We start from the raw sequence: 23,825 nt of genomic DNA, 5'->3' as shown, positions 1-23,825 counted from the left end.
TAATGTTTTTTGAGTGAGGATTGTTCAGCATGGCTTCGATAAAAGAATCCAATGATGCCATTGGACAATCAAAATATTACGTCCACTGGAAGGATGAAAAATCCGGTCATGGACGCCGCCGCATTTTTAAGAATATTGATGATGCCGCACATCTTTTCTGGCAAAAACAGAATATCGAGCTGGATTGTCGAACCGCCAGCTGGACCGGAATAGACCATTCCTGGACTTTCCGAAAGTTAATTCTGTTTTATCTGGGGTATCAGGCCGGCAAGCTGGAAAAAAATATCATACGGCTGTCGTCATATACGAAATGCCGTCACGATCTTCTCGCTGTAGACGGGCCGATACTGGAAAAAAATATTCTCCATATCAGCCATCGCGATATCGTTGATTCGGTTCGCACCGGCTGCCATCGCTGGATTCGTTCGGCTTTCTTCCTGCTGGTGGAAAAGCGGCTCATCACTTTTAACCCTGTTGACCGTCCAGCGCGCCGGAAGCGTCGACCCATCACCATACCGCCATCATCATCGGTCAGGGAGCTACTGAATAACGCGCCAGTTCGTGAGCGTATCGCGTGCTGGCTCGGGATTTGTGGCCTGCGTATTGGTGAGGCTCTGGCGGTTACTTATAACGACGTGTCAGCCGACTGGATCGACATCCGGGGGCATGTTGTTGACGGCGTTATACATGAGGGGCTGAAAAGAGGAGTGGAGCGCCGGGTACGGATGCCGCGTGAGCTTTTCGCGTTGCTGGATAAAAATAAGCTGGGTTCCTCTGAGCCTCTTATCTGCAATCAGTTTACCGGCGCATGCCTTGCTACCAGTTACGGCACTCAGGGCGTTCTCGTCAGAACCCTGAACGACTATGGCATTAAGCGATTCCATCATCTTCGCCACTTTGCTGTATCTCGCCTGGCAAATAAAGGCGTCGATATTCTGAAGGTTTCCCGACTTATTGGGCATTCGAACATCAAAACCACAATGGACGTCTACGGTCACCTTTTCGGTGAAGTGGTGGAGATGGATTTGGACTGAGTTATCCACATAGTGGAAATATTAGGGCGATCCACTATCTCCCCATTCTGCGCGGCCTCCGGGCATCAAATCGCAGTTTTTACGGAAAATCGATAACTCCGCATTTTTTGACGTTTTTAATTCCGCACTCAAACCCAGCAGGCTTGCGGCCCCGGAGCAGATTTTTTCTCAGAATTATTCCGCACGCAAAATGCGGAAAAATAATTTTGAACAAAATATAAACAGAACCCGATTTCAGGTAAGCGTATGGCCCGTAAAAATAGCTTTAAGAAGGCCTACGTCGGTATCGTTATTGATATGGCTCTGGCCCGTAACAAGATCTCAAACCGTATGGTTGCCCAGCGACTGGAAATTGACGAGGCGACTATCCGCAACTGGCGCAAGGAACACGCCGATTTTAATCGTGCCTTTACCGAGGCTCGCGAAGTTCTGATGGAAAAAATTAACAACGTTGCAGGTAAAAGCCTGGATGTTCGGAAGCGAAAGATTGTCACCAAATCCCCTGATGGACTGAAAACAACCGTCGAGGATGTTTTGCCAACGCACAATGATGTTGCGGTGTTTGCCAAAGCTCTTGGACTCGGCCGCAGTGTTTATGGGGAAGAGGACCGTCAGCGTGATGTGCTTCGTGAGGTGATGAAGCACAAGGTAGACGGTAAATACACCGCGCTACAGGCGGCGCAGCTGCTTGAGGCAGAGGGGATAAAGGTTCCGGCAACCCTGCTTATGGAGCTGGGAGCACCGAAAATTTTCGAATCGTTCACCAATATGGACGAGGCAGCCAAAGCCGACGCGGCGAACCTGTCCCCACATGAGGCCGCAGATATCTACAAAAAATTCATGGGCTGAAAATTGCAAAAACAGGCGTTTCGAACCGAATAAACGCTATGCACTTTTGGACCCGTTTTATGCACGTTTTATTCATCCCTATTTGACCACTTTTCTGTTCAAAACAGAGGCTTCACGCTGTTTGCGTGATGGGTGCTGTTACGCCAGTACGGGTAACGACCATTATGTTAAATCGGGGCGTTTTTGAGGAATTTTTCTGTGCCGATCCCATTCCCCTTTGACTTCCGCAAACCGGACTATACCGCCGTGTATGAGTGGAGAATGGAGAGGCTGGAGCGGATCAGGAAGGCACCTGAAATGCTTCCGGCGCTCCGTGAGTTTTACCGCACTAACCCAGCCCAGTTCATCATCGACTGGGGCATGACGACGGACCCGCGTAACCTCGATTTTGGTCTTCCCGTGTCCATACCATTCTTGCTGTTTCCGAAACAGGAAGAGTGGATAAACTGGATCATGGAACGCCGCAAGGGGCTAGAGAACGGACTGACAGAAAAAAGCCGCGAAATGGGTCTGAGCTGGACCTCTATCGGTCTGGCCTGTTCGCTTTGCCTGTTCAACAAAGAAATGGTGATCGGGTTCGGTTCCCGTAAAGAGGAATATGTCGACAGTACCGGCAGCCCAAAAGCGCTGTTTTGGAAAGCGCGCAAATTCGTTGAAATGCTGCCCGTCGAATTCCGGGGAGGTTGGAACTATAAGAAACATGCACCATACATGCGGGTGGAGTTTCCGGAGAGCGGCTCAGTAATTACTGGGGAAGCAGGTGACAATATCGGACGTGGTGACCGTACCACGCTTTATTTCGTGGATGAGTCAGCATTCCTTAAGCGACCGGCGCTTATTGAGGCTTCTCTTTCTCAAACAACACGCTGCCGTATCGATCTTTCATCAGTCAATGGTATGGCAAACCCTTTTGCCCAGAAACGGCACAGCGGGAAAATCCCTGTGTTTACCTTCCACTGGCGCAGCGACCCACGTAAAGACGATGAGTGGTATCGCAAGGAATGCGACAAAATCGATAATCCGGTTGTTGTGGCGCAGGAATTGGACCTGAACTACAGCGCGTCAGCTGAAGGTGTGCTGATCCCCTCTGAATGGGTACAGGCTGCCGTCGATGCACATATCACATTGGGAATCCTTCCAACCGGCAAACGCCTTGGCGCAATGGATGTCGCCGACGAAGGGCGAGATAAAAACTCATTTTCTACCCGGCACGGCTTCCTGCTTGAGAATGTACGGGAGTGGTCCGGTGTTGGCAGCGATATTTACCAGTCTGTTGAGAAGGTTTTCGGTTTCTGCGAAGAAGATCGCCTCGAAGAGTTTCGCTTTGACGAGGATGGGCTGGGCGCTGGTGTTCGCGGTGATGCCAGAGCCATCAATGAGCTACGTAAAGCTGAGCAGCGACCAATCATGCTTGCTACCCCTTTCCGTGGCAGTGGTGGTGTGTTTGACCCTGAAGACGAAGCCGTGCGCGGCGACAACGGACAGAATGCGCGGCTTAATAAGGATTTCTTCGCCAACGCGAAAGCACAGAGCTGGTGGCATCTTCGCAAATTGTTCAGAAACACCTACCGTGCAGTGGTCGAGAAGATGCCCTACGAACCTGACGAAATCATTTCCATCAGCGGTGCGATGGAAAGCAAAGACAAACTCATCATCGAGCTTTCACAACCGACTTATTCCATTAATGGCGTTGGGAAAATATCAGTTAATAAGCAACCTGATGGCACTAAGTCGCCTAACCTGGCTGACTCGGTGATGATTAACTATGCGCCGATGGATTCCTCTCTCGATATCTGGTCTAAGCTCGGAGCATAAAAGCTATGGCGAAAAAAACAGGAAGAGTTGCCACAGCCGACTCTTACGATAACTTTGTCGCGCGAGTTGGCATGCAGCAGCCAAATCAGCATGCAGCGTCAACTTACCGAGCCAATTACACCAGCCGCAATCGTCTGCTGTTGGAATGGGCTTATCGTTCTTCGTGGATCATCGGCGCAGCTGTTGATGCAAAGCCCGACGATATGACAAAAAAAGGGGCCAGAATAACCAGCGAAATTGACCCAAAGCGGCGGGGGATTCTGGAGGCCCGATTTGAAGAGCTAAAACTCTGGGAGCGGCTGAACCTGATTCTGAAGTGGTCCAGACTGTATGGTGGTGCCGTTGGGCTAATCCTTATTGAGGGACAGGCCCCCCTGACACCGCTGGTACTGGATAAAGTGGGAAAAGGCAGTTTTAAAGGCCTCGCTGTTCTCGATCGTTGGATGATTAACCCTAATCTCGGACGACGTATCAAGACACTCGGGCCTGAGCTTGGTAAACCCGAAACTTACGAAATCGTTACTTCTGCGCAAGGTATTCCCCCCTGGACAGTGAACTACAGCCGGTTGATTCGAATGGATGGTATTACCCTCCCGTATCAGCAGGCGCTCACGGAAAATGAGTGGGGGATGTCTGTTGTTGAGAGAGTCTTTGACCGCCTGACATCGTATGACAGCACGAGCGTTGGTGCTGCGCAGCTGGCTTACAAAGCACATTTGCGAACAGCAAAAATCAAGAAGCTTCGCGAAATCATCGCGATGGGTGGGAAGCCATTAGAAGCACTAATAAAACAGATGGATATGGTTCGTGAGTTCCAGACAAATGAGGGAATGTCTCTTTTTGATTCAGAAGATACTTTTGAGACACATTCCTATACTTTTGCTGGATTATCAGACCTTCTGAGTGAATTTAAGGAAGATATTGCCGGTGCCGTAGGCATTCCCCTTGTTCGGTTATTTCGCCAATCGCCGAAAGGTTTTTCAACGGGTGATGCTGATCTGGCGAATTACTACGACGATATCGGTGCTCTTCAGGAAAACGTCTTAAGAGCGCCTGTCAGGCTCCTTTATGATGTCCTCCATCGTTCTGAATTTGGCGAACCATTGCCAGCCGATTTTGCATTCGAATTTAATCCCCTCTGGCAGATGTCAGATGTTGATCGTTCAACCGTTGCAACCAACACCACTAACGCGCTGGCTACTGCTGTGCGTGAACTTGGAATGCCTCCTGCAGCGGCACTTACCGACCTCAGGGAAACGGCGCGCGTGACGGGTATTGGTGCATCAATCACTGACGAGGACATTAACAATGCGAAGTCCCAGTGGGAGGAGGATGAATCTGAAACCATCCCTCCGCCGACGATCGGAAATCCAGTACCGCAAAAGCCTGTTGGCGATAGCAAACCAGATAGGTCAGATCGTAGATGGTACGTACGATGGTTCACAGGGGAGCGCTGACAGTATTTCGAAAACGCTGGTGGACTATTCCGAAGTAATCAGTGATTGGGCAGAGCAGGTCGGGCGAAGGATGTTTGCCCAGGTCGAGCGGGAGGAATGGAATCAGTGGAAATCGGTATCAGAGGAAATCGGCGCTGGCCTGCGTGATGTGGTGGGTAATACCCCCGTCGGGCTGGTGGCGCAGGATATCGTGTACCGCCAGATTCAGCTGATGAAGTCCCTGCCGCTGGAAGCAGCTGATCGCGTGATGGACATACAACAGCGCGCAATGCAGGCGGTTATCACTGGCGAACGTCCGGACGAGCTCTACGAGATGATCATGGCCTCCGGTGACGTGGCCGCCAGCAGGGCGCAGCTGATTGCCCGTACAGAGATTGGAAGAGCTACCGGCGCGCTGACGCAGGCCAGAGCCCTTTCGGTTGGCTCAGAGGGCTACTGGTGGCGTATTCATGGTGCTGGCACCCGCCCGTCACATCGGAAAATGAAAGATAAATTTGTCCGCTGGGATAACCCTCCAACGCTGGATGGTATGACCGGGCACGCCGGATGTTTACCGAACTGCGAATGCTGGCCTGAGGTACAGATTCCTGCTCCGAGAAAATGAAAAATACGGCTTTGGGCATTCATTTCATGCGAACTGCAATACCCGTGAAATGTTATGAAAATGTTGCATTCGAAAAGGCCGATTTTCAACCCAGTTAACCGCTACTTTTACGGCTTTAAGGGGACATTTTAATCGAGTCCTTTTTCGTCGGTGCGGGTAAGAACCCTTATGTTAAATAGACCGTTATTTCGAACATTTTTCCCATCTCACAAGGTCGCCATTGAGCGGCTTTTTTGTTGCCCGTAATCAAGCAGGTAACCCATGAAATATTTCTTTAAAACCCGCCTTGGGAACTCCCGTTTTCAATTGGCCGATGGTTCGATTCTTTTCAAAGACGTACCTATCGGGCGAACCGGAGAACAGGTCTATGGCGCGCAAGAGCTGCCTGAATTAACCCCTGACAGCGACGGGCTGATTGTTGTCCGCCGAACACCTGAAGAGGTATTTAGTGAACGCACTATCGCGTCGTTCGAGGGGATGAACGTCACTATAGGCCACCCGAAAGACTTCGGTGGCAACATCATTTTTGTCACGCCGGAAAACTGGCGCAGGCTGGCAAACGGTCATATTCAGAATGTCAGACGCGGAGAGGGGGCAAACTCTGATCTGCTGCTGGCTGATGTCATCGTCAAGACGCCGGAAGCTATTCAGGCGGTTGAAGACGGAGACGATGAGGTTAGTTGCGGCTATGACGCCGACTACCGTCAAATCTCGCCGGGTGTCGCAGAGCAGTATGCGATCACCGGTAATCACCTGGCCTTAGTCCCTAACGGGCGGGCTGGTTCACGTTGTGCACTGGGAGACGCTATGCCGAGCACTACTAAAAACTGGTTTACCCGGCTTTTAAAGGCCCGTAAAACCAACGACGCCGCCGAAATGGCGAACTTGATCGATAACCCACCAGAAAATATGACTGGTGATAACGACGATGTAACGTCATCCATGACCCCTGGGGGGGTGGTTATCAACCTCTCACCTCAAAACCCTATGCCTGCGCCAACGCTGCCTGTCACGACTGATGCGCAAGAAGATATCCCTGCGTGGGGTAAAGCGCTCATTGAGGCCGTGGCAAAACTCACCCCATCCAATCCAGCGACGGTTGATGAAGATGAAGACGAAAAAGGTGAGGAGGAGGGGGCAGTTACTGGCGATGCTGCTTATCGTGCAGATCTGATTCAGCCAGGCATCCAACTCCCGACGAAGGCGAAACCAACTGCGTTTAAACGTCAGGTTCTGGCTTCTGCCGATCAGGCGCTGGTTCGTTCCATCGTTGGCGATGCGGATGTCACCGGCCTGAAAAAAGCCACCGTAGATATGGCGTTTAACGCCGTGTCTGAGCTGGCTAAAAACCGCAATACCGCAGCGCAGACTGTCGACAGTTTTCGCACGATGACCACCAACACCACAAAATCTATCGCGGAAATCAATAAAGCCGCGAAAGAACTCTGGGCTAAACGAGGCTAAAACATGGCTAACACCATTCTTTACCGGATGCCTGCGGGCATTGCCGGGGGTATTTCACGCCCACAGGATTTAACCGTAGAACCGCATATTCTCGATGCAACTAAACCGTTCCCGGCGTATGGGCTGGGCGGGAAGATTGTCGGGGGTAAGTTTGTTCCCATCGAGGCAGCCGACCCGGTGACAGTAATGGCGGGGATTTTTGTTCGCCCTTATCCGACGGCTTCGCAGCCCGACAAGATTCGCCAGGTTGGCACCGGCTACAACTTTGCCGGCGACAACCTGAAACGCGGTTATGTCACGGTCAATATCGGTGGTGACGCCTCTGCTGTTGCTCTCTATGCCCCGGTATTTATGCGCGTCGGCACTCCGACCGCAGCAAGCCCGCTGGGCGCTTTCCTCGCGGCTGCGGACGATACAAACACCGTTCAGATCACCAACGCCTATTTCAATGGTCCCGGCGACGCCGACGGCAACATTGAACTGGCATATAACATTTAAGGGAGCATGACAAATGCCAATGACCTTTGATCAGGCAACAGTCGACAGCACTGGTGCTTTTCTGGTTCACGAGCTGGAGCGACTCGACCAGACGCTGAACCTGCCGTTGACCTCCCAGACGTGGAGCCGCGATATCGAACTGCGTGAAGATGTTTCTATCGCAGATGAGATGAGCTCTTTCACCAACACCACGTTTGCGGCCGCTGGCTCTCCGAATGCAAACGGTAAGAACTGGATCAACCAGCTAGCTACTGCCATCTCCGGGCTGAATGTCGATATCACAAAAACAGGCTTTCCTCTGGAACTGTGGGGGATGGAGCTGGGCTGGACCGTGGTTGAACTCGCCGCCGCCGCTCAGGTTGGCCGTCCGATTGACACCCAGAAGTACGATGGCATGCAGCTCAAATGGAACATGGACACGGATGAGCAGGTGTATATCGGAGACGCTGCAAAAGGTGCAAAGGGGCTTTTGAACCTGTCTCAGGTAACCCCAACGAACGCGGCGAAAACTTGGGCGACTTCTACCCCTGACGAAATCCGCGCCAGTATTAACCAAGTACTGAGCAATGCGTGGACCCGTTCCGCATATTCAAAAGTCCCGGAAGACTTGCTGATCCCGCCAGACCAATATTCTTTCCTGGCAAGCACTATCGTTTCATCTGCAGGTAATCAGTCACTGCTGACCTATCTGGAAACCAACACAATTGCTTTCCACCAGAACGGCAAGCCGCTGAACATCCGCCCTGTGAAATGGGCCATCGGCCGTGGCGTTGCAAACAAAGATCGTATGGTCGCATACACGAACGATAAAAAGTTTGTGCGCTTCCCTATGGTTCCCCTGCAGAGCGTGCCGATCCAGTATCGCGGCATCTACCAGCTCGTAACCTACTACGGAAAGCTGGGTGCTGTTGAACCGGTCTACCCGGAAACCCTTAACTACATGGACGGCATTTAAGCCAGTAGCCCCCGGAAGCGGGGGCTTTCCTGAGGAACTGCTATGAAAAAAATCTATGTGCTGTCTGCGTTTAACTTTAACGATGGAGCCAGCATCAAGGCTTTTACCCCCGGGTTTCATGACGTTGAAAATGACGTTGCTGATCACTGGTTTGTGAAAGCGCATTGCTCGCCAGATGGCGAAGCCCCTGCGCTGGCAGATGATCCGCGTATTGCTGATCTGGAAGCGCTGGTGGCAGAGCAGGCAACCCGCATTGCTGAGCTTGAGGAGCAACTTGCAGAGGCTAAAGCCAATGGCAAAAAACCAAAGCCTGCCGACGTCTGAGAAATTCCGCTCTGACTTCCCGCAGTTCGCTGATGAAACCAAATTTCCCACCACGATGATACAGGCCCGTCTCGCTCTGGCAGATGTTTTGATGAGCGAGTCCCGGTTTGGGGAGGATATTTTCCCCTATGTCGTTGAATTGTTCGTGGCGCATTACATGACACTTTATGCCGCTGACATGCGCTCGTCGTCTGTAGGGGGCGCTGGTGGTGCGAATAGTGGTGTTCAGACTTCAAAGTCAGTGGATAAGGTTTCTGCCAGCTATGACGCAAGTGTGACGCTTAATCCTGATGCCGGGTTCTGGAATAACACTCGCTACGGTTCCGAATTCTGGGAATACCTCATGATATTCGGTGCGGGAGCGATACAACTGGGAACACCATAATGAAAAGTGGGTTAACTGTTCGCGCTGATAACGCCGTGGCTGTTCTGGAATCCCTCCGGCAGCTATCCGGAATGGATGTGCTGGTGGGAATACCTGAGGACAAGGCAGGGCGTGAGGATGGCTCTCCGATTAATAACGCGGAACTGGGCTACCTCCACTCGACGGGCGCAACGGTGGAAATCGACGGTACAACGGTCACGCTTCCCCCGCGTCCTTTTCTGGATATGGGGATCGAGGATTCAAAACCCCGAACCACTGCACACCTCAAGGCAGCGGCAACCGCCGCGCTGGAGGGGCAGACTGAAGCAGCAGTGAGTGAGCTGGAGAGCGCCGGACAGATTGCCCGTGACGCTGCAAAAGCCGTTATCGGAGCTGGCGACAGATTGCACCCGCTTTCTGAGAAAACCCTCGAACGCAGAAGGGCCGAGGGCATTCCAGGCGAAAAGCCGCTGTATGCCCACGGTTACCTGCTGCGCTCAATTAACTACGTCGTGAGGAAAAAATAATGCCTCTTCTCGATGTGAGCGATGTTCTTCTCGATCCCGACTTCATGGACACCAGTCTGGTATGTCACCGGCAGGTTCAGACGGTGGATGAGGACAATTTCACGAAAAACACAGCTCAGGATATCCCGTTCTCTGGCGTGGTGACGGTTGACCGTTCTCTGGAAGCCAGGCGAATGGCGGCAGGCCAGAACATCAGCGGCGCGATCCTCATCGTGACGCAGTTCAGATTAACCCAGGGCCAGCCCGGTACAGACAGCGCCCCGCGACTTGATGCCGATATCGTGAGCTATAACGGACGTGCTTACCGGGTGACATTTGTCGATCCGTACACCAGTTACGGCGCCGGATTCGTCCAGGCGCATTGTGAGCTGGTGGACTTTAACGGAGGGACGCCAGTTGAGTAACGACAGCACCGCGCGCGGTTATCTGACGCCTGTCGGGGATAGCCCCCAGTATGACGAGGCGCTGGAGCGTGAAATCAGCCGGTGGATTCGTGGTGTTTCTGGCTTGCCGGCCGCTCTTGTTTTCCCCCGATGGACTGACCCGCAACCGCAGATCCCCAACAACGGGGTAACGTGGTGCGCCTTCGGTATCACTACCGTTCCTCAGCCGTTAAGCCAGTCCGATGTTCAGGTTTCGGAAGAACAGTCCGAGCAATGGACATGGGAACAGGTAACGGTGATTTGCTGCTTCTATGGCCCTCTGGGGGCCAATACTGCATCAACTTTCCGCGCGGGGATATTTGTCGAGCAAAACAACGCCGAGCTGAATCGCTCGGGGCTTTCGCTGGTGGAGGCCGGGACTATCTACAACCTGCCAGAGCTCATTAATAACCAGTGGGTGAGGCGCTATGACCTCACCATCACGTTGTCCCGCAAAAACATTCGTACCTACAACGTCCGGACGCTGAAAGATGCGCCCGTCTCATTTTTCGGAGACTAAATTATGCCGCAGGGATTACCTGTATCTAACGTCGTGAATGTCGACGTGATCATTGGGCCGCGTGCGGCTACTGGTCGAAATTTTGGTTCGCTGCTCATTCTCGGGAGCTCAACGGTTATCCCGGTTTCTGAGCGCATTCGCCTCTACTCATCCCCGGAAGATATCGGCACAGATTTCGGCGTGGATAGCCCGGAATATGAAGCCGCTACGGTGTATTTCTCACAGTCACCGAAACCTCAGCAGGTGTATGTCGGTCGCTGGGCTAAAACGCTGGTATCGGCTGAAAGCGGTTCGACGGAAACGCTGCTGCAGGCGGTGAACGCCGTTTTGAATTACACGAACTGGTACGGCCTGGCCGTGGCTGACGATGAAGATATCGACGATGCCGACTGGCTGAGCGTGGCCGCTGCGATCGAGGCCTCCAGTCTCAGCCGCATTCTGGCGATTACCACTGCAGAGCCTGAGACGGTAAACGCGACCTCCACTACCGACCTGGCTTATAAGCTGAAGGCGGCAAAATACGCTCGCACGTTTGTGCAGTATTCCACCAGCAGCAAGTACGCCGCACTGTCTGCATTTGGTCGCGCGTTCACGGTGAATTTCAACGGCAGCAACACCACCATTACACTGAAATTCAAGCAGGAGCCGGGCATCACCTATGAAACCCTGACCACCAATCAGGCGGCGGCGCTGGATGCCAAAAACTGCAACGTATTTGTGTACTACCAGAACGATACGGCCATCCTGCAGCAGGGCGTCATGTCCAGCGGTGATTTCTTCGACGAACGCCACGGGCTCGACTGGCTGCAGAACTACGTTCAGACCAACCTCTACAACCTGCTCTACACCAGCACAACCAAAGTCCCACAGACCGATGCTGGCGTTACGCGTCTGCTTTCCAATGTTGAGCAGTCTATGGATCAGTCCGTCACGAACGGGCTGGTGGCTGCTGGCGTATGGAACGGTGGCCCGATTGGGCAGCTGGATTCCGGCGATACGCTAACAAAAGGCTATTACGTCTACGCGCAGCCGATTTCAGAGCAGGCGCAGGCAGACCGTGAAGCACGTAAGGCACCGGTTATTCAGGTGGCCTGTAAGCTGGCGGGTGCGGTTCATTTCGCTGATGTGCAGATCAACGTCGTTCGCTAAGGAGAACATGAATGACTACTTATTCTTTTATGGACGTCACGGCGTCCCTCTCCGGCCCAACCGGCGAGATTGATCTGGGTTACGGTTCCGCCAGTTCAGAGGAGGGGATCACCGTTGCAATGGGCGGTCCTAAAAACACCATGACAATTGGTGCTGATGGCGAAGTGATGCACAGCCTGCACGCGGATAAAAGCGGCACGGTAACCGTCAACCTGCTGAAGACCTCACCGACAAACAAAAAGCTGTCGCTGGCGTACAACGCGCAGAGTCAGTCCTCAGGTACCTGGGGAAATAACGTCATTGTGATCCGAAACAAGGTGAGCGGAGACATCATCACGGCGCGCAGCGTGGCGTTCCAGAAACAGCCGGATAACGCCAACGCTAAAGCCGGTAATACGATGCCCTGGGTGTTTGACTGCGGCAAAATCGACCAGGTTCTCGGAGAGTTTTAACAGATGGAATGCTCAATCAAAGGCCACGATTACCGCGTGGCAAAACTCAGCGTTTTTGACCAGCTGAAAGTGACCCGCAAGCTGCTGCCGGTGCTGGCGGGCATGATGTCAGATTTCGGGAGCATTCGCTCCCTTCTGCCTGCTGATGGCAAAATCGACATCGTGAAATTTGATCAACTGAAACCGGTGTTTGAAACCCTGCTCCCGCGCATCGCTGAGGAACTGTCTTCCCTGACCGAAGAAGACACCAACGCGATTATTCATCCGTGCCTGGCCGTGGTGTCACGCAGGCACATGGACGGATGGACGCCGGTATTCAACAGCGGTCAGCTGATGTTCGATGACATCGACCTGCTGACCATGCTGCAGCTGGTGGCGCGGGTGGTCGCCGATTCACTGGGAAATTTTTTGCCCGTGAGCCCTACCAGCGCGATGCCGGGCCAGCCTCAGGGTTAACCCTCAACAGCCTGCCTGACGGGCTGTCTTATCTCCTTGACCCGGTTGACGCCGGGTTAATCCCTTATTACGCGCTGAAGGATGGATCGGTTGATCTGTGCGATATCGCGCTGATGAATGACCACCTGGCCGTTAAGGCAGACAACCAGCGTCGTATTGAGAAATGGAGAGAGGATAATGAACGCTGAGACTATTAAAGATTTTCTCGTCTCGCTCGGATTCGATATCGATGAAGCGGGCGCGTCAAAGTTCGACTCTGTTCTCGCCGGTACGACCGCAAACGCCATCAAAATGGGGCTGGCCGTCGAAGGTGTCGCGCTTACCGTGGTGGCCTTCACGGCTAAGATCGCCTCGGGGCTGGATAATCTCTACTGGGCGTCACAGCGCACCGGCGCGACGGTTCAGGGGATTCAGTCTATTGGCTATGCGGTTTCGCAGGTGGGCGGCAGCGTGGACGCGGCGCGCACCTCTCTGGAAAGCCTCTCCCGGTTTGTTCGTAACAATCCCGGCGCGGAAGGCTTCCTGAATCGCCTGGGCGTACAGACGCGTGACGCCAGCGGCAACATGCGCGACATGGCCGCTATCTTTACGGGTGTCGGCCAGAAGCTCAGCAGCATGCCGTATTACCGGGCTAACCAGTATGCGCAGATGCTGGGCATTGACGAAAATACCCTGATGGCAATGCGCCGGGGTGTGGGCGGTTTCTCCGGGCAGTACAGCTCAATGGCGAAGGCTATCGGCTTCAATGCTGACGAGGCGGCCAGAAGCTCCAACAAATTCATGACCTCCCTGCGCGAGTTCGGCGCGATGGCAGGCATGGCCCGTGACAAAATCGGCTCTAATCTTGCTGGTGGTCTGGCGGGTTCGCTGGACACGCTGCGCCGCCACATTCTGGATAACTTCCCGCGCATCGAGCAGACCCTTACGAAAGCCATAAAAGGCATTCTGGTGCTCGGGGACATTATCGGACGGCTATTCTTCCGGCTTATTGAGGGGACATCCAGCCTTATCAACTGGTGGCAATCGCTGGATAAGCAAACGCGGGAACTGATCTCGTTGTTCGGCGCGCTGACGATTGCGCTGCGTATTCTGAACAGTACGTTCTGGATGTCGCCGATTGGCCTCATTACCGCGCTGGCGGCGGGGATTGCCCTTCTGTGGGAGGACTATCAGACCTGGAAGGAAGGCGGGGACAGCCTGATTGACTGGGGCAAGTGGAAGCCGGAAGTCGACGCCGCGTTGAAGATGGTTCGTGACCTTAAAGCGACCGTTAACGACCTGGCGAAAGCGCTGGCGAAGCTGCTCAATATTGACCCCAAATCATGGTCCCTAAAGTGGGATTTCAGCAACTTCATCGACCAGATGGGCGAGTTCAGCAAAATGCTGAACATGATCGCCGACCTGCTCAACGCCATTAAAGATGGCCGCTGGGCTGATGCCGCCAGCATCGGCAAACAGATGCTCAATCAGGGCAGCGAAAATCCGTCAGCGATGCCGATGGTAACAGACAGCGCCAACGGTACCGCCGACTGGATTAAAGAGCACTGGGGATTCGATCCTCGCAGCGTGGGCCGAACGGTGCGCGGCTGGTTTGGAGATGATGAGCCAGATCAGATTGGACAGGCTGCAAAGCGAGGTGAACGGAACAATAACCCCGGAAACCTTAATTTTGCTGGTCAGGCGGGTGCTGAGCTTGAGCGCCCCGGCGGCAGGTTTGCCCGATTCGAAACCGCCTTTGATGGTTTGCGCGCTCTTTCGCGCCAGCTCGTGCTGTATGCCGGGAGAGGGATTAACAGTGTAGAGAAAATTATCTCTACCTGGGCGCCAGCTTCCGACAATAACAACACAGCAGCCTATATACAGGCGGTTTCCCAACGTCTGGGAGTAAATCCGCAGGCCGCTTTAAATATTAACGACCCACAAACGATGTCGGCATTAATGAGTAGCATTATTCACCATGAGAATGGGCGAAACATCTATTCGAAGGAGTTAATCGGGAAGGCTGCCATCGCGGGAATTGGCGGGGCGAACGTGAACCAGCAAAACACCTACCACATTTACGGTGGCGGTGATCCGCGCTCTGTCGGTACCGAGGTCGAGCGCCGACAGCAGTCTGCAAACGCTCAGGTCATGCGCGGTAATCAAACGAAGGTGGGCTAATGGATATTCTCTCTACGCTCTTTCAGCAGCAGAGCCGGAAAATAGGGATGATTGTCCCCAGTGTGGTTGTTTCTGAGAAGCATACCGACACGCTGGAGATAACAGAGCACCCTGTCGAGGTCGGGGCCGCTATCGCTGACCATGCCTACAAAAAACCGTCTGAAGTGGTGATGGAGGTCGGTTTCGCTGGTGGCGGATCGTTGCTGGATTTTGCCAGTAACCTGACGGCCACCAGCTTGCTCGGCCTGAGTCCCCAGCAGACGTATCAGGAGATACTCGACCTGCAGGCGAGCCGTATTCCTTTCGATGTGGTGACCGGCAAGCGGCTGTACAGCAACATGCTGATCCGCGCGCTGGAAGTGACGACAGACAAGACAACCGAAAACGTCCTGTCTGCCGTCCTCACCCTGAGGGAGGTTCTTATCTCTCAGACGCAGCAGATCACTGTCGCGGATAAAACCAACATGAAGGACGGGGCCAGTACGTCGGCGGTATTGAATACCGGCAACAAAACCACAAAGCCGCCAAATACCTCGCTGCTGAAAAGCATCACGGGTAACGCGGCGTCATTACTGGGGCTCGGCTAATGGCAATTCAGGAAATCCCGCTGACAGCGGATAACCAGCAATTCAGCATCATCCTGGCGGGGAACACCTGGCGGATTAGCATCATATGGCGCGATCTGTACTGGATTATGGACCTGCAGAACGACAGAGGGGAGCCGGTAATCTCCGGTATTCCTCTCGTCACCGGCGCTGATCTGCTGGAGCAGTACGCCTATATGGGGCTCGGTTTTAAGCTGGTGGTGGTCTGTGACGACAGCACACAGGATTATCCGACGAAAACCGACCTGGGCGGCCGCAGTCATTTACTGGTATCAACGGAGTAAACATGTCACAGAACTGGATGAGACATTTCGAGCTGCAGCTCGTGGACGAGAACGGGCAGGGTATTGAGCTCAGCGATTTTAAAGTGACCTTTACGATCGACTGGTTCAACATCAGCAGCGCGTCGCGGGTGGGAACATTCAAAATCTACAACCTCTCGGCAGATACGGTGAACCGCATCACCGGGCAGGAGTTTTCGAAAGTGCGGCTGATTGCCGGTTACGATGGTATCGCGCCGGAGGTATCGGCCAGCGACGTCGGGACCGTGCGGGAAGTCGACGCGGCGGACGTGGGCCAGAGTGACGGCCGTAACTACGGGCTGATTTTCAGCGGCGAAATTCGCTACTCGGTCACAGGAAAAGACAGCCCCATTGATTCCTACGTCCTGATTCAGGCAGCCGATACGGATCTGGCTTTTGCCACCAGTATAACCTCACAGACGCTGGCAGCCGGTTACACGGTCGCAGACGTGAACCGCGCGCTGATGAAAGACTTCGAGGCCAAAGGCGCGACCGAAGGCCTGACGCCTGAAATGCCTGCTACTGTGTTCCCCCGGGGCCGGGTGCTGTTCGGCATGACACGGCATCTTATGGATAACGTGGCCGGACAATGTGGGGCAACATGGCAATTCGTGGACGGTCAGCGCCAGATGGTGGCGAATAACGAGTATGTTCACGACGCGATTGTGCTCAACAGCGCCACCGGGCTTATCGGCATGCCGCAGCAGACCATCGGCAACGGCGTAAACGTCCGCGCGCTGATTAACCCGAATATCCGGGTTAACGGGCTTATTCAGCTGGATCAGGCTTCCGTGTATCGCACCGCGCTGTCGAACAACGATATCGCGATGGCTGGTGGGCAGATCACCGACCAGAACACGGACGGAAATATCACGCTCAGCGGCACCACGACGCAGCCTGCCAGCATCGCAACGGATGGCGTTTATATTGTGCGCGGGATTATGTACACTGGCGACACAAGGGGCCAGGCGTGGTACATGGATATGATGTGCGAAGCGCGTGGCGCGGCGGATTTACTCTCGTCCTCAGCGCAGCAAAGGATTTATTCATGAAGCGTATGAAGTTAGTTCTGACAATTTCATTACTGTTCTCCTGCTCAGCGGCTTTCGCTGATTTGCAATGCGGTGGATATCGACTTCATGCAGCTGATAACGGTTGGACGAAAATCAACGGCGAACAGGTAACTTCTCAGAAGATTAAGTTTCTTGGTAAGAAAGATGACTGGGACAACGTTAAAACTGACATGGGGCTGATGCCTTCTCGCGATGGCAACAATTACGGCTTTGAGTTTGTGAAGCGTAACGGAAAGGCTTTCCTGAACGTCCAGCTGCTACAGAACAGCATGGACGCACCGAAAATCATCGGATCTTTCCCGTGTAAAAAAGTAGCCGACTAAATCTTAAGCCAAGTCATACAGACCCGCCACCCGGCGGGTTTTTTGCTTTCTGGAGCATACCAAATGGCCGTATCTGACCAGACCCGTAGCGGCGATCTTGCCGAAACATTCAAATCTGAGCGGGAAACCACAAAAAACCAGATCCGCGTCGCTTTGCCTGGCATCGTTCAGTCATTCGACCCTGACGCGGTTACGGCGGTTGTGCAGCCTGCTATCCGTTCGGTTGAAACGGATAACGACGGGAACCGCATTACCAAAAATTACCCGCTGCTGGTGGATGTGCCGGTGGTATTTCCGCGCGGCGGGGGATGCACGCTGACGTTCCCGGTTAAAGCCGGTGATGAATGCCTGGTGATTTTCTCCGATCGCTGCATCGATTTCTGGTGGCAGAACGGCGGGGTACAGGAGCCTGTCGACGACCGGGTGCATGATTTATCGGATGCGTTCTGTATCGTCGGGCCGCAGTCTCAGGCGCAGAAAATAAGCGGAATAAGCACCAGTGGCGCGCAGCTACGTACTGATGATGGCGCTGCATTTGTGGAAGTGGCCGCAGGCCATAACATCACGGTTAAAACCCCCGGCGCGCTGACGGCGACAGCAGAAGGAGGAACCACGATCACATCACCCACCATCACGCTAAACGGCAACGTGACAATAAACGGGAATCTCTCTCAGGGCATGGGCGAAGGAGGCGGTACCGCGACGATGCTCGGCCCTGTCACGGTGACTAACGATGTAAAAGCTGGTGGTAAGAGCCTGATGACGCATACGCACGGCGGTGTACAGACCGGTGGCGGTAATACAGGAGCGCCTAACTGATGCGATACAGACGTGAAGATGCCGACGGTGATTACACCTTTGGCAGCGGCGATGATACCTGGCTGATTAACTCTCCGGAGGCAGTGGCGCAGGCGGTAAAAACGCGATTCGAATTGTGGTATGGGCAATGGTTTCTCGACACCACCGAGGGGACACCGTGGATTCAGTCCGTACTCGGTAAGCAGAAGCCAGAAACCTACAACCTGGCGATCCGTAAGCGCATCCTCGAAACGCGGGGCGTTAAATCCATCCTCTCTTTCAACACGACAGTGAACACTACGACGCGCCGCGTCCAGTTCTTCGCTGAAATCGACACTATCTACGGAACAACGACAGTAACCAGCGAGGCATAAATGACCCTCAATTTGGACACACTCGGCTTATCGGCAACGGTAACCGCTGAGGGGATCAGTGCGCCTGATTACCAGACGATACTCGATACCCTGACGAGCTATTTTCAGCAGATTTATGGCAGCGACGCTTATCTGGAGCCAGACAGCAAAGACGGCCAGATGGTGGCGCTGGTGGCGCTGGCTATTCACGATGCCAACAACACGGCCATCTCCGTTTATAACTGCTTCTCACCTGCAACAGGTTACGGTGCCGCGCTGACCAGTAACGTAAAAATTAACGGTATTACGCGCCGGGGGGCGACGAACTCTACCGTGGATCTGCTTCTGACCGGTACCGCCGGGACATCTATTACAAACGGTACCGTGAAAGACACGAATAACGTGATCTGGCGGCTTCCTGCCTCGGTGACCATCGGTGTCGACGGTACCGTGACGGTAACTGCTACCTGTTCAAACAGCGGAGCGGTTGCGGCGCTGGCCGGGACGATTACCACTATCAACACGCCGACCCGTGGCTGGGCATCGGTAACCAACCCGGCGGCGGCCACCGTAGGCGCACCGGCTGAAACCGACGCAGAACTGCGCATCAGGCAGGGGCAAAGCGTCGCTCTGCCGTCACTCACACCGTTTGAAGGTGTCGACGGTGCGATCGCCAATGTTGCAGGAGTGACGCGTCACAAGCTCTACGAGAATGATACTGGTGCAACCGACAGCAACGGGCTGCCACCTCATTCTATTTCCGCCATCGTCGATGGAGGGGATGTTACCGAAATAGCCCAGACAATCCGGGGAAGCAAAGGGCAGGGAACGGCAACTTACGGGACAACTTCTGTCACGGTACCGGACACCTACGGCAACCCACACGTGATCAGCTTTTCGCGGTCTACTGATGTACCGATTTATGGGCATATCACTCTGAAAGCCTTCACGGGCTACACGTCGCAAATTGGCGTGCAGATTCAGCAGGCCGTCGCAGATTACATCAACGGGCTGACGATCGGCGACGATGTGCTGCTGAGCAGGATTTATTCTCCGGCGAACCTCGGTGTAGTGAGTGGCGGCAATGCGCGCTACTACGACATACAGGAGCTGCTGATTGGCAAATCAGTCGGTAGCGTAGCGGCGGCAAACATCATCATCGCCTACAACGAATCCGCGTCATGTAAGCCTGAAAACATTGTTCTAACGGTGACGTCATGAGCAAGTACACGGACTTAATCACCAACTATCACGCCACGAAGCCGAAATTTTTTGATCACGTCGACCTGAGCACGCGGCCACTGATTGATATCACTACCGCCACCCGGGGACTGGTAAGCGCTTTCGATATTGATACCGCTGTCGGCGTACAGCTCGATACGCTCGGCCTCTGGATTGGTCGCAGTCGCATCGTCAGCCAGCCGATAAGCGGCGTTTATTTCAGCTGGGACACTGACGGGCTCGGATATGACCAGGGGGTATGGCAAGGCCCGTATGACCCCGATTCAGGCTATACAACGCTGAGCGATGCAACATACCGCATCGTGCTTAAAGCAAAAATCGCCATCAATAACTGGGACGGCCGCAATGATTCGCTGCCTCCCATCCTTGACGCTGCAACTGCAGGCTCTGGCCTGAAGATGCAAATCGTCGACAACCAGGACATGACGATCTCGGTCTGGGTTTTTCCTGAGACTGATATTTCTGATGTGTCTCTCGAACTAATCGCCGCTATCAAACAGGGCTATCTCACCGTTAAAGCTGCTGGTGTATGGGCCGGTGACGTTGAAACGCCTTCGGTAGAAACACCGTCAGAAGGCTCAAAATTCTTTGGCTTCGATATGGACAACGAATATATCGCCGGATTTGATGATGGCGCATGGGGGAAATTACTGTAATGGCTAAAAATGACTTTAAACCGTTTGCTACCGGAGCTGGCGCAAATGTAATGTCCCAGGCTGACTGGGAAGCTCTGCCTGCTCTACTTTCTGGATTTACAACAGGCAAAGCATCCAGCGCGCAGGTCAACAAAGCTATTCGGCAGGCAGCTTTTATCGCGGCAGCGCTGGCGCAGTACACCGCCAACAAAAGCGGGCTGGATGTTCTTGATGATGGTGATTTAAACGGGTTCATTACCAAAATGACCACCGCGTTCGGTAAGGATTTCCAGGCGCTTGATGCCACGCTGACGGCACTGGCGTCACTAACGGGTTCAGCTAATAAATTGCCATATTTCAATGGCAATGACACCATGGCCCTGACTGGTCTAACGGATATTGGCCGCACAGTTATTGGTAGCCCGGATGCAGGTGCAGTGCAGAACAATCTAGGGTTTTCATTTAATGGAACAATAAATTCATTTGTTTCAAAAGGGCCGGGATTGCTGATTAAACAGGGTGGGAAAGTCAAGGCACCTGAGGGTACTGGAAACTCCCTTGTAATCAATTTCCCAATTGCATTTCCGAATGGTTGTGTTGATGGTTTTGCTATACTTGAGGATGGTGTGCCGAACCAAACACCATTTGAGCTATCCATCGTTCCTGAAAATAATAGAATGACAGTCTATATTTTGAGCACAGGTGGTTCAGTTTTCTTCAATAACAGATCATTACGTTGGATGGCTGAGGGGTTTTGATATGATGAATTACAACTATTATTACAGTCCAAAAATGAATAGCTTTTACCCAGCAGACCTTCGCAAGCGATATGAACAGGCTGGTTCATGGCCCTCCGATGCGCTTGGGATTAGCGATGAGATATTCAATCAGTATTCAGTTTCCCCGCCAGCAGGAAAAATAAGAGTATCGAGCGGTGATGGATTGCCATCATGGGGAGAAATACCTCCGCCCACTCATGAAGAGCAAATAGCTACGGCGGTTTCAAAAAAACAATCACTGATTGATCAAACTAATGAATACATAAATGGTAAACAATGGCCGGGTAAAGCGGCGCTTGGGCGTCTAAAAGATGAAGAATTGAAAAGATATAGTATTTGGCTGGATTATCTTGATGCGATGTATGCTGTAGATATTTCTACAGCACCAGAAATCATTTGGCCCATTTCACCAGAAAAATTGTGACAGAGCCTAATTTAGGCTCGTGCTTCCTTTCTTAAAAATAAGGACCTCAATGTCGAATTTTTCTCTATGAAATGCCAACACAACATAGCCATTGCAAGATTTAACAAAAAGACAAGGATCCAACTAGCAATACCGTGAGTTCTTAAGAATGTATCTGGATTTCTGTCCAGATACATTAGCAATGGCAGTTGCATCAAATAAAATGAATAGCTGATGTCACCCAAATAAATAAGGCAAGATGTTAATGGGTTTTTGGTTATTTCTAGGTTGCCCAAATAACATATAATTAACGCAAGCGTGGGTATTATTAAGTAGTTTGTATCCATGTTAACGTCGGATAGTGTGGTTGCATAAAAAAACATAACCACAGAAATATAAAAAATAATGTTATTTATTCTTTTTCCATTGATGAAGTACATGGCTACACATATTCCGACAATAAATTCAGGAAGCCTAAAAATCGGAGTGGCGTAGTAAACGGAACCCACGGTTGGCCCACCAATAATCAGAGAAATTGGAACCAGCACAGCAGAAAAACCGTATGCAAAAACTGTTATGAAAATCAAGTTGTCTTTATTTATTATCTTTAGTATATAAGGGAATAAAGAATAAAAAAACATCTCAACTGATACTGACCAAGTTCCACCAAAATTCCACAGGCTGAATGATTGGTATATCCATGCCTGCATACATACTAAATATAGGACTAAGCATGATATAATTTGCCCTGAGGTTAAATTATCAGTAAAAAGAAATGGGAATGATATAATTCCGCAGCATAAATAAGCTGGGTAAATTCTTGCTATTCTTTTTTTAAAGTAATCAAGCAACTGAGAATCATAATAATTGTATGTAAGGACAAATCCAGAAAGCATAAAGAATATGCTCATTCCTATTGCCCCGTTTGAAATGGTTTTATTTAAATGAGAACCAAAGTCAACTGGGGCTCGCATATTGATATGAAAAATAAATACATAAAATGCAGCAAAGAATCGCAATATGGTGATGCCATCCATTTTGTTTTTTGATGAATTCATCTGATAATCTCACTTCACGATGTTAGAAAGCATTCTAACTTTAATTGTATTTTAGGTATAGAGTTTCAGAATCGAAAGGTTGTGAGGAAGGCCGGGGAAGCGTGCCAGTGCGTGGCAATCATTTACTACGTAGGCGTTTCGACACTCTATCGAAAATTCCCCGTAGGCAGTGGTTAGACATGATGTAGGCTGCCAGTGAATGTTTAGGCTGGCAGCCTGCACAATTTTAAAGTCCAACCTGGCGAACTGTCGGGAACTCAGATACCAGCCACATATCGGCCTCTTCGAACATATCCTCCAGTATGCGGTTCAGCTTTTCCCGATCGCTTTTGCTGGCATCGCTATTCAAGCCGTTCGCCTGCATCGGCTTCACCCTCACTTCGGCATCAGGGAAGATCTGGTGCACTCGCTTCGTCAGCTCGGCCAGAATGATTTCTCTGGCCCCTTCAAGTCTCTCTACATTTCGCTTGTCATAAACCAGTTCAACGAACATAAAAGCCTCCGGAAAACCACTGTGGTTGCATACAGTATTTTTATTGTAAAAATAAACAGTGTCAAGGCGAACGCAGCGCGAGGAATGGAAGTGTTTTTGTTACCCTTAGTTACAAATAGAAAAACCCCAGACCGTGAAATCTGGGGTTTTTTTAAAGTGCACGTGCATTTCACGCGCATTTTTTTGTCTTTTCTCGGTCTGCGCTCTGTCTGGTCAGAGTCCGTAAGTGGCTGTTTTTATTGCTGCTGTCCGGTTGCAGTCCTATCAAAAGTGGTGGAGCTGGCGGGAGTTGAACCCGCGTCCGAAATTTCTACATCCTCGGTACTACATGCTTAGTTTGTCTTTACATTCGCACGCCAGCTGCGGACAGACACGCCACTAACGAACTAGCCTGATTAGTTTTAACGCTTCAACCCCAGGCAGGGCTTCCACGCGATCTCTTTTGGGTTTGACCTCTCTTTGATCCCCGTCTTAAGAGCGGAAGCTAGGGAGAGAGGGCTCAGAGCAGGTTATTAAGCTGCTAAAGCGTAGTTTTCGTCGTTTGCGACTATTTTTTTGCGGCTTTTAACGAGGCAAACCGCCCCTCGGCATGCACCTTGGGTTTCGCAAATCCCGTCGAATCCAGAATCAGCCCCAATAGTGTTGAACTCAGTATACCAGATTTCACTTGCTGGATACCAGCCCGGAACGCTAACTTATTGAATAGTACAA

Annotated in this window: 30 protein-coding genes and 1 other RNA gene; 28 read left to right on the top strand and 3 right to left on the bottom strand. The window is 52.1% G+C overall.

The window, feature by feature from the left end; genetic code table 11:
• Positions 1-29: 29 nt before the first annotated feature.
• The 28 genes from ACLHV9_RS18845 to ACLHV9_RS18710 all read left to right on the top strand — a co-directional run bounded on the left by ACLHV9_RS18845 (position 30) and on the right by ACLHV9_RS18710 (position 21,584).
• Positions 30-1,034: a tyrosine-type recombinase/integrase gene (locus tag ACLHV9_RS18845; protein ID WP_407220958.1), complete on the top strand. Its 1,005-nt coding sequence runs from the start codon at positions 30-32 to the stop codon at positions 1,032-1,034.
• 246 nt (positions 1,035-1,280) lie between these two features.
• Positions 1,281-1,883 (top strand): hypothetical protein, encoded by a 603-nt coding sequence (locus tag ACLHV9_RS18840; protein WP_407220957.1) that lies wholly within the window; start codon positions 1,281-1,283, stop codon positions 1,881-1,883.
• Positions 1,884-2,081: 198 nt separating this feature from the next.
• Positions 2,082-3,698: a TerL protein gene (locus tag ACLHV9_RS18835; RefSeq protein ID WP_407220956.1), complete on the top strand. Its 1,617-nt coding sequence runs from the start codon at positions 2,082-2,084 to the stop codon at positions 3,696-3,698.
• A 5-nt stretch (positions 3,699-3,703) separates the two neighbouring features.
• Entirely contained in the window at positions 3,704-5,155 is a 1,452-nt protein-coding gene (locus ACLHV9_RS18830) for a DUF1073 domain-containing protein (RefSeq protein ID WP_407220955.1), read from the top strand.
• A 70-nt stretch (positions 5,156-5,225) separates the two neighbouring features.
• On the top strand, positions 5,226-5,759 hold the full coding sequence (locus ACLHV9_RS18825; RefSeq protein ID WP_228861693.1) for a phage minor head protein: 534 nt from the start codon (positions 5,226-5,228) through the stop codon (positions 5,757-5,759).
• A gap of 261 nt (positions 5,760-6,020) precedes the next feature.
• Positions 6,021-7,223, top strand: coding sequence for a DUF2213 domain-containing protein (locus ACLHV9_RS18820; RefSeq protein ID WP_284961540.1), 1,203 nt, complete (start codon positions 6,021-6,023; stop codon positions 7,221-7,223).
• A 3-nt stretch (positions 7,224-7,226) separates the two neighbouring features.
• On the top strand, positions 7,227-7,721 hold the full coding sequence (locus ACLHV9_RS18815; protein WP_199557761.1) for a hypothetical protein: 495 nt from the start codon (positions 7,227-7,229) through the stop codon (positions 7,719-7,721).
• Between the two features lie 13 nt (positions 7,722-7,734).
• The gene (locus tag ACLHV9_RS18810) at positions 7,735-8,676 is read left to right on the top strand and encodes a DUF2184 domain-containing protein (protein WP_058690847.1); all 942 of its coding nucleotides are present in this window, start codon (positions 7,735-7,737) and stop codon (positions 8,674-8,676) included.
• Positions 8,677-8,718: 42 nt separating this feature from the next.
• Entirely contained in the window at positions 8,719-9,000 is a 282-nt protein-coding gene (locus tag ACLHV9_RS18805; protein WP_407220954.1) for an STY1053 family phage-associated protein, read from the top strand.
• Complete coding sequence (locus tag ACLHV9_RS18800; RefSeq protein WP_407220953.1) at positions 8,969-9,385, top strand: DUF4054 domain-containing protein; 417 nt, start codon at positions 8,969-8,971, stop codon at positions 9,383-9,385. The genes ACLHV9_RS18805 and ACLHV9_RS18800 overlap by 32 nt, the downstream gene beginning before the upstream one ends.
• A complete protein-coding gene (locus ACLHV9_RS18795) occupies positions 9,385-9,891 on the top strand; it encodes a hypothetical protein (RefSeq protein ID WP_407220952.1) in 507 nt (168 codons plus the stop codon). The genes ACLHV9_RS18800 and ACLHV9_RS18795 overlap by 1 nt, the downstream gene beginning before the upstream one ends.
• A complete protein-coding gene (locus tag ACLHV9_RS18790; RefSeq protein WP_032625723.1) occupies positions 9,891-10,295 on the top strand; it encodes a hypothetical protein in 405 nt (134 codons plus the stop codon). Before ACLHV9_RS18795 ends, ACLHV9_RS18790 begins: the two co-directional genes overlap by 1 nt.
• Positions 10,288-10,833, top strand: a complete 546-nt coding sequence (locus ACLHV9_RS18785) for a hypothetical protein (RefSeq protein ID WP_047364200.1) — start codon at positions 10,288-10,290, stop codon at positions 10,831-10,833. The genes ACLHV9_RS18790 and ACLHV9_RS18785 overlap by 8 nt, the downstream gene beginning before the upstream one ends.
• 3 nt (positions 10,834-10,836) lie before the next feature.
• A complete protein-coding gene (locus ACLHV9_RS18780; RefSeq protein ID WP_016247453.1) occupies positions 10,837-11,982 on the top strand; it encodes a DUF3383 family protein in 1,146 nt (381 codons plus the stop codon).
• Positions 11,983-11,993: 11 nt separating this feature from the next.
• Complete coding sequence (locus ACLHV9_RS18775) at positions 11,994-12,434, top strand: DUF3277 family protein (protein ID WP_114675971.1); 441 nt, start codon at positions 11,994-11,996, stop codon at positions 12,432-12,434.
• A gap of 3 nt (positions 12,435-12,437) precedes the next feature.
• Complete coding sequence (locus tag ACLHV9_RS18770) at positions 12,438-12,890, top strand: phage tail assembly chaperone (RefSeq protein WP_407220951.1); 453 nt, start codon at positions 12,438-12,440, stop codon at positions 12,888-12,890.
• A gap of 23 nt (positions 12,891-12,913) precedes the next feature.
• Positions 12,914-13,078 carry a DUF6889 family protein gene (locus ACLHV9_RS18765; RefSeq protein WP_023229521.1) on the top strand — a complete coding sequence of 55 codons (165 nt, stop codon included), beginning with the start codon at positions 12,914-12,916 and terminating at the stop codon, positions 13,076-13,078.
• Positions 13,068-15,050 (top strand): lytic transglycosylase, encoded by a 1,983-nt coding sequence (locus ACLHV9_RS18760; protein ID WP_407220950.1) that lies wholly within the window; start codon positions 13,068-13,070, stop codon positions 15,048-15,050. Before ACLHV9_RS18765 ends, ACLHV9_RS18760 begins: the two co-directional genes overlap by 11 nt.
• Positions 15,050-15,637 carry a phage baseplate protein gene (locus ACLHV9_RS18755; RefSeq protein WP_016247449.1) on the top strand — a complete coding sequence of 196 codons (588 nt, stop codon included), beginning with the start codon at positions 15,050-15,052 and terminating at the stop codon, positions 15,635-15,637. Before ACLHV9_RS18760 ends, ACLHV9_RS18755 begins: the two co-directional genes overlap by 1 nt.
• The gene (locus tag ACLHV9_RS18750) at positions 15,637-15,939 is read left to right on the top strand and encodes a phage baseplate plug protein (protein WP_407220949.1); all 303 of its coding nucleotides are present in this window, start codon (positions 15,637-15,639) and stop codon (positions 15,937-15,939) included. The genes ACLHV9_RS18755 and ACLHV9_RS18750 overlap by 1 nt, the downstream gene beginning before the upstream one ends.
• 2 nt (positions 15,940-15,941) lie before the next feature.
• On the top strand, positions 15,942-17,009 hold the full coding sequence (locus ACLHV9_RS18745) for a hypothetical protein (protein WP_407220948.1): 1,068 nt from the start codon (positions 15,942-15,944) through the stop codon (positions 17,007-17,009).
• On the top strand, positions 17,006-17,353 hold the full coding sequence (locus ACLHV9_RS18740; protein ID WP_407220947.1) for a hypothetical protein: 348 nt from the start codon (positions 17,006-17,008) through the stop codon (positions 17,351-17,353). Before ACLHV9_RS18745 ends, ACLHV9_RS18740 begins: the two co-directional genes overlap by 4 nt.
• A 63-nt stretch (positions 17,354-17,416) precedes the next feature.
• Positions 17,417-18,172 (top strand): Gp138 family membrane-puncturing spike protein, encoded by a 756-nt coding sequence (locus ACLHV9_RS18735; RefSeq protein WP_407220946.1) that lies wholly within the window; start codon positions 17,417-17,419, stop codon positions 18,170-18,172.
• A complete protein-coding gene (locus ACLHV9_RS18730) occupies positions 18,172-18,525 on the top strand; it encodes a hypothetical protein (protein ID WP_023325694.1) in 354 nt (117 codons plus the stop codon). The genes ACLHV9_RS18735 and ACLHV9_RS18730 overlap by 1 nt, the downstream gene beginning before the upstream one ends.
• Positions 18,526-19,725 carry a baseplate J/gp47 family protein gene (locus ACLHV9_RS18725; RefSeq protein WP_407220945.1) on the top strand — a complete coding sequence of 400 codons (1,200 nt, stop codon included), beginning with the start codon at positions 18,526-18,528 and terminating at the stop codon, positions 19,723-19,725. It abuts the gene before it with no gap.
• Positions 19,722-20,402 carry a DUF2612 domain-containing protein gene (locus tag ACLHV9_RS18720; protein ID WP_407220944.1) on the top strand — a complete coding sequence of 227 codons (681 nt, stop codon included), beginning with the start codon at positions 19,722-19,724 and terminating at the stop codon, positions 20,400-20,402. The genes ACLHV9_RS18725 and ACLHV9_RS18720 overlap by 4 nt, the downstream gene beginning before the upstream one ends.
• On the top strand, positions 20,402-21,139 hold the full coding sequence (locus ACLHV9_RS18715; protein WP_407220943.1) for a gp53-like domain-containing protein: 738 nt from the start codon (positions 20,402-20,404) through the stop codon (positions 21,137-21,139). The genes ACLHV9_RS18720 and ACLHV9_RS18715 overlap by 1 nt, the downstream gene beginning before the upstream one ends.
• Position 21,140: 1 nt before the next feature.
• On the top strand, positions 21,141-21,584 hold the full coding sequence (locus ACLHV9_RS18710) for a tail fiber assembly protein (protein ID WP_407220942.1): 444 nt from the start codon (positions 21,141-21,143) through the stop codon (positions 21,582-21,584).
• An 11-nt stretch (positions 21,585-21,595) separates the two neighbouring features.
• On the opposite strand, the gene ACLHV9_RS18705 is transcribed toward ACLHV9_RS18710, so the two are convergent.
• The 3 genes from ACLHV9_RS18705 to ssrA all read right to left on the bottom strand — a co-directional run bounded on the left by ACLHV9_RS18705 (position 21,596) and on the right by ssrA (position 23,749).
• Positions 21,596-22,621, bottom strand: a complete 1,026-nt coding sequence (locus ACLHV9_RS18705) for an acyltransferase family protein (protein WP_407220941.1) — start codon at positions 22,619-22,621, stop codon at positions 21,596-21,598.
• 226 nt (positions 22,622-22,847) lie between these two features.
• Entirely contained in the window at positions 22,848-23,114 is a 267-nt protein-coding gene (locus ACLHV9_RS18700) for a DinI family protein (protein WP_407220940.1), read from the bottom strand.
• A gap of 271 nt (positions 23,115-23,385) precedes the next feature.
• Positions 23,386-23,749: a transfer-messenger RNA gene (gene ssrA, locus ACLHV9_RS18695) on the bottom strand.
• Positions 23,750-23,825 lie beyond the last annotated feature (76 nt).

The sequence above is a fragment of the Enterobacter sp. CPE_E890 genome (assembly GCF_046521475.1).
In the GTDB taxonomy this organism is placed as follows: Bacteria; Pseudomonadota; Gammaproteobacteria; order Enterobacterales; family Enterobacteriaceae; genus Enterobacter; species Enterobacter adelaidei.
The sequence above is the reverse complement of the archived record's forward strand: the minus strand, read 5'-3'. Positions and strand labels throughout refer to the sequence as shown.